This is a genomic window from Microcystis sp. M079S1, assembly GCF_020246425.1.
Taxonomy (GTDB): Bacteria; Cyanobacteriota; Cyanobacteriia; order Cyanobacteriales; family Microcystaceae; genus Microcystis; species Microcystis aeruginosa.
Genome location: NZ_JADBSZ010000032.1, coordinates 1 through 5,333, shown reverse-complemented (window position 1 = coordinate 5,333; position 5,333 = coordinate 1). Strand labels below are relative to the sequence as shown.

4 protein-coding genes are annotated in these 5,333 nt (G+C 45.8%); 2 read left to right on the top strand and 2 right to left on the bottom strand.

Going from position 1 to position 5,333, the window contains the following annotated elements:
* Together IM456_RS01960 and glmM are read right to left on the bottom strand one after the other, a co-directional pair.
* Nucleotides 1-369: RRXRR domain-containing protein (locus tag IM456_RS01960; RefSeq protein WP_287712731.1), on the bottom strand; the 369-nt coding region annotated here is incomplete at its 3' end.
* 272 nt (nucleotides 370-641) lie between these two features.
* On the bottom strand, nucleotides 642-2,081 hold the full coding sequence (glmM, locus tag IM456_RS01955; RefSeq protein WP_149988745.1) for a phosphoglucosamine mutase: 1,440 nt from the start codon (nucleotides 2,079-2,081) through the stop codon (nucleotides 642-644).
* Nucleotides 2,082-2,432: 351 nt separating this feature from the next.
* On the opposite strand from glmM, the gene IM456_RS01950 reads away from it, so the two are divergent.
* Nucleotides 2,433-3,374: a glycosyltransferase family 2 protein gene (locus IM456_RS01950; RefSeq protein WP_149987990.1), complete on the top strand. Its 942-nt coding sequence runs from the start codon at nucleotides 2,433-2,435 to the stop codon at nucleotides 3,372-3,374.
* 305 nt (nucleotides 3,375-3,679) lie between these two features.
* On the top strand, nucleotides 3,680-5,125 hold the full coding sequence (locus tag IM456_RS01945) for a GumC domain-containing protein (RefSeq protein ID WP_287712729.1): 1,446 nt from the start codon (nucleotides 3,680-3,682) through the stop codon (nucleotides 5,123-5,125).
* Nucleotides 5,126-5,333: the final 208 nt, after the last annotated feature.

Genomic DNA, 5,333 nt, shown 5'->3' with positions numbered 1-5,333 from the left:
TTGTCGATGCGCTCTTAGATTAAAAGAAAGTTGGCGGTTAATCCGTCTTCCTCTACGTCCTTTTCGCATTAACCGTCTATTGTCCATGCGCTCTTTTACTCGTTTAAAAGGAAGTTCTAAGTGAGCCTTCCAAAGAGTAAAAAGGGAGGATTGAACACCAATTCCAGAGAATAATTTCCCCGGGTCAATACCAATAGCAAGCGGTTGGGTTTTACTATCGGAAGGTTCATCGATTAGCTGGACATAGAAAATACCTAAGTCGTTGAATTTACCGATAGCTTTTCCTTCTTTAATCCACCGTCTGGCCCGACTGGGTTTGGTGGGCATCAACGGGTTTCCGTCTTTTGAGATAACAGGAACTCTTGCCATGGAGATAATCCTTAAGAGTGAAGTTAAATTCCCTTCCCGCAACACAATCAAGATGTCTTGTCTAACAACGCTTTACCAATAAAGCTGAGAGGGAATCCGAACTAGGGAAGTATTCGGAGGTCTGTGCCAGATTGTGTCTCGATGCGGTAGTCTCTACTTGCGTCGCCTAAATTGGTTTAGGCAAGCTCCGTCCCTTTTAGGGCGGGGTTAGTGACAATTATCCCTTGCTAGGCTAGGCTAAGGGCATTATAATCCCTGTCCCCCTCGATCGACTACAAAAGATAGCTTCGCACCGCTGCCACTAGCCTTTCTGTCCAAAAATTGGCTAATTCTAGGGTTTCTGCTTCCACCATCACCCGAATTAAGGGTTCTGTCCCGGAAGCGCGCACCAAAATTCTGCCTTTTTCTGCCATAGCTGTCTCAGCTTTGCGGATTTCTCGCCGCAAAGGTTCACATTGCTGCCAATTACGTCGCACTTCTCTATCTTCCACCCGCACATTGCGTAAAATCTGCGGATAGGTGACAAAGCTATGATCGACTAAGTTAGCCAAGGAAACCGCCGATTTCTGCACTAAAGCCGCTAAATGTAGGGCGGTTTGCATTCCATCCCCAGAAACCCCGTAATGATGGCAGAGAATATGACCGGATTGTTCACCCCCTAGCATGGCTCCAGTTTCCCACATTTGCGCCTGAACGTGCTGATCGCCCACGGCAGTCCGCAAGAATTGACCCCCCAGTTTTTGCCAAGCGCGTTCAAAACCTAAATTAGCCATCACCGTGGCTACTAATAACCCATCGGGTAGCTGTCCGGCTTCTAAGAGGGAACGACCCCAAAAATAGAGGATATAATCGCCATCTACTACTCTACCTTGACTATCCACGGCCAGGACTCGATCGGCATCGCCATCGAAGGCAAACCCTAAATCCGCTTGCTGATTAATCACCGCCGCCTGTAAGCTTTCTAAATGGGTAGAACCACAATTAACGTTAATGCGATCGCCGTCGGCTCGATCGTGTAGGCAGATAACTTCCGCCCCCAAAGCTTGGAATACTAAAGGTGCTAGGTTAACGGCTGCCCCCCAAGCTAGATCTAAAACTATTTTTAATCCCGATAGGTTAATATCCGTCCCGACGGAAGCAATCACAGCTTGATAGTATTTTTGGATTAATTCGGGACAAAAAGTCGCTTTTCCCCAATTTACCGGTTTATCTGCTAATTCTAAATTGCCTCTTAAACCCGCTTCTATCTGTCCGGCTAAAGTGCCGGATAATTTTAAACCGCTGCTGTCAAAAAATTTAATGCCGTTGTCTTCGGGAGGATTATGACTGGCAGAAATCATGATCCCACCCATCGCTTCGCTTTCTCTGGTTAAATAGGCGACACAGGGAGTGGGACATAATCCCAGTTGCCAGACTTCTATTCCTGCCCAAGTTAACCCCGCAGTGATAGCATTGGCTAACATATCACTGGAATTACGGGAATCTTGACCGATAATTACCGGTTTGGTGACACCAGCCTGATTTTTTAATACCTGTCCCGCCCAAAATCCGATTTGTAGCGCTAGGGGGGCAGTTAATAATTCTCCCACTTGGCCGCGAATTCCGTCCGTGCCAAACAGGGGGGATGGCGGTAATTCGATTAAACCCGCTAAGGATAACAGGGGATGCGATCGATTTTTTTGTCCATTTTGATACGATAGAGAAGCTACCATGGCCGATTCCTTTCCTCACACGACACACTCAGAGGATAACATGATCACCGATTTTTTGAAATCAATGTTCCCAGTTGACCTTAATCCTCCTTCCGGGGTTCCTTACATAGGGTGTGGGGAGATGGGGAGATAGGGTAGTGGGGTAGTGGGGTGTGGGGTATGGGGTGTGGGGTATGGGGTGTGGGGAGATGGGGAGAATAAATAAAAATAGTCTCCTCAATCCTGTCTCCTCAATCCTGTCTCCTCAATCCTGTCTCCTCAATCCTGAATGAAGATTGTTGATTTTTGCAGGAGGTCTAATCAAGCAACCGAGGTTATTTGGTAAGCTAAAACGGTAATCTTGACCCCCGAATGCCCGTGCTGATCAGTGTTGTCATCCCTACCTACAATCGCCAAGCAATTTTAAAAAAATGTTTACTAGCCCTAGAAAATCAGCGTTTAACCGATAATAAGGTGGAAAACTACGAAATAGTCCTTGTCGATGATGGCTCTACCGATGCGACGATCGCTTGGCTAGAAAGTCAAAAGGCTAATTTACCCCATCTGCAACTGTGGCAACAGGATCACGGCGGGCCGGCGATCGCTAGGAATCTGGGGGTAGAAAAAGCTAGTGGTGATACGATTATTTTTATCGATAGCGATCTGGTAGTGACAGAAAATTTTTTGCAAGCCCACGCCGACGCTTTAACCGCCGGGGCAGAAAGTCTCGGCAGCGATTGCTTATTTACCTACGGCAGTGTCATTAATACCTGTAACTTCGAGCATCCCACCAGTGAACCCTATAAAATCACCGATTTCTCCGCCGCCTATTTTGCCACGGGCAACGTGGCGATCGCTAAAAAATGGTTATTAGCGGCGGGATTATTTGATACCCAGTTTCAACTCTACGGTTGGGAAGATTTGGAATTAGGGGTGAGATTGAAGCAATTAGGACTAAAACTAATTAAATGTCCTGAAGCCGTCGGTTATCATTGGCATCCCCCCTTTAATCTCGCTCAAATTCCCAATCTCATCGATAAGGAAATTCAACGAGGACGAATGGGAGTGCTTTTTTATCAAAAACATCCCACCTGGGAAGTGCGGATGATGATTCAAATGACTTGGATTCATCGACTTTTGTGGGGTTTACTTTCCCTGGGGGGAACCCTGAATGAACGCAGCCTCTCCCCTCTGTTACAATGGTTGATCGATCGAGGTAAACCGCAATTAGCCCTAGAAATTGCCCGCATTTTTCTCAATTGGTACAACGTGCGCGGCGTTTATCAAGCTTATCGGGAAATGCAGCTTCAGTGAAATGTCTTGCCGAACACCACCGACGGCGTTTCTCACAAAGACGAGGTATGACTGGATTTGACATCGACAACCGACTCCCTAAAACCAGAGACTTTGTACCTCACCATCGAGATAACTGCCCTAAAGGTGAACATTTGCCGATAAAAAACTGAATATTTGCTTTCTTTTTCTGATAATTGCTGCCACAATCAAAAGCAATCGGCATAGAGAGCGGCGGAAAACACTGACCACATTTGCCCCTTGTGAATTATCCTCTGAGATTGGGCATATTATAAAGTAAATTTTCCTAGAGGAGGAATCCCATAATGAATATCTTCGATATTTTAATCGGTTTTGTCGGTGGAGGTGCGATCGGGGGTGGGGCTTTATATGCCCTGCAAGAGGGAAAAATCAGGGAAGCACTACAGAAATATGAGAAAATTCGGGCGGCTTTAGGTGAAACCGAAGCGGAGTTAAAAGACAGCAAAGGACAGTTAAAACTAGTCGCTCTCTCCGAAGAACGGATTCGCAATATCGAAGCCACCTATAGAGAAGAAGTGGCTAAATTGCAAAAAGAGTTAGAAGATAGCCAAGGACGTTTGCAAGAGATAGCCAGCGCAACTCCCGCTCAAGCCGTGGAAGTCGCCGATAAAACCCAAATTCAGCCACTTCAACAGGAATACGAAGCTAAAATCGAGGAATTGCGCCAAAGCTATCAAAGTCAAATACAAGAGATCATAGACGGGAAGCAAGGGGAAATGGAAGCCCTGCGTCAAAGTCAACAGGAGCAGATTCTAGAATTAGAAAAGGGCTATCAGTCGCAAATTCAACAACTAGAACAGGGTTATCAAAGTCAACTGTTAGAATTACAAAACGCCCGCCAAGCAGTAGTGGCGGAACTGCCCATTCCAGAAGATGATCGACCCCCTGAAATCGTCGAACCCTGGGATGATTTCCCCGATAGCCCCAGTGCCGAAGAAATAAATCCTTTTGATGGTTTTATCACTGAAGAAACCCTAGTATTAGAACCAGAATTTGCCCCCGAAACACCGCTAGAAACGCCCGTTTCTGAATCAGAATTCACCAGTGAAATGAATTCTTTTGATGGTTTTATCACTGAAGAAACCCTGGGATTAGAACCGGAATTAGCCCCCGAAACACCGCTAGAAACACCGGTTTCCGAACCAGAATTCGCCCCAGTAATGGAGACATTTGAGGGTTTAAACGGCAGGGAAGAAACCTTAGTTTCTCCAGAAATGACCGAGAGCGAAGATTTTGCCCTCATGGAAGAACCAGCAATCTCTGACTGGGAGATGTCCGCTGCTGAGATAGAATTTCTCAACAGTTTAACATTAGAGGAAGAAACGAGAACTATCGGTAGCCTAGAAGAATTATCGGGTAATTACGGTCAGATTCAAGAAACCGTTAGCAGTGACACCAGTTTCTCCGATTTATTAGCCACCGATGCGGAAAAATTCGCTGATAACCAAAATTTTCTAGATGACTTATTTGCTGATACTGCTGACAGCAATAACCCCGAATTATTCGATCCTTTTGCTGAAGAAATCCCTACAGTTGCATCTAACCGCCAAAATGTTGCTTCTGTTGCGAGTGACCAAGAAGAACTAGATTTCTTCAGTATGTTGGATAATGAAGAAAATGGCAATCTGGAATCCCTTGACGAAGAACTGCTCCTTGATGATCTATTTAGCGATGATTTATTCTCGGATGGGGACAATAGCAAAACCACGAGGCTAGAATCTCATCAGTAGGCAGATTGCCCGCTATGAAGGCAGAAGACAGAATTTCTTCCCCACCCGATTTCTGGCTTCTGACTTTCCTAATGGGACTTAGGCGTTTTCGGTCAGCAAAAAAGGCTCAAACCATTACGGGACAAAGGGTTAACCTCGATTGATGATTTTCCTTGATATATCTGGGTTTCAGCGATTTTGGGCTTCTCGAAGTAAATCCCAAGCGGGG